The sequence below is a fragment of the Streptomyces katrae genome (assembly GCF_000966975.1).
GTDB lineage: Bacteria > Actinomycetota > Actinomycetes > Streptomycetales > Streptomycetaceae > Streptomyces > Streptomyces katrae.
On record NZ_JZWV01001845.1, the window covers coordinates 1 to 218 of the forward strand.

At 71.1% G+C, this 218-nt stretch carries 1 pseudogene; it reads right to left on the reverse strand.

The features are described 5' to 3' along the window. Window positions 1–218, reverse strand: a pseudogene (locus VR44_RS40780) (polyketide synthase); the annotation flags it as partial.

Genomic DNA, 218 nt, shown 5'->3' on the forward strand with positions numbered 1-218 from the left:
TGTGGCTCGACGGGGCGTCCACGTGCAGGGTGGGCGGCAGCACGCCGTGCCGCATCGCCTGCACCATCTTGATGACCCCCGCCGCACCGGCGGCGGCCTGTGTGTGCCCGATGTTCGACTTGATGGAGCCCAGCCACAGCGGCTCGTCGGTGTCCCGGTCCTGGCCATAGGTGGCGAGGAGCGCCTGGGCCTCGATGGGGTCGCCCAGCTTCGTCCCT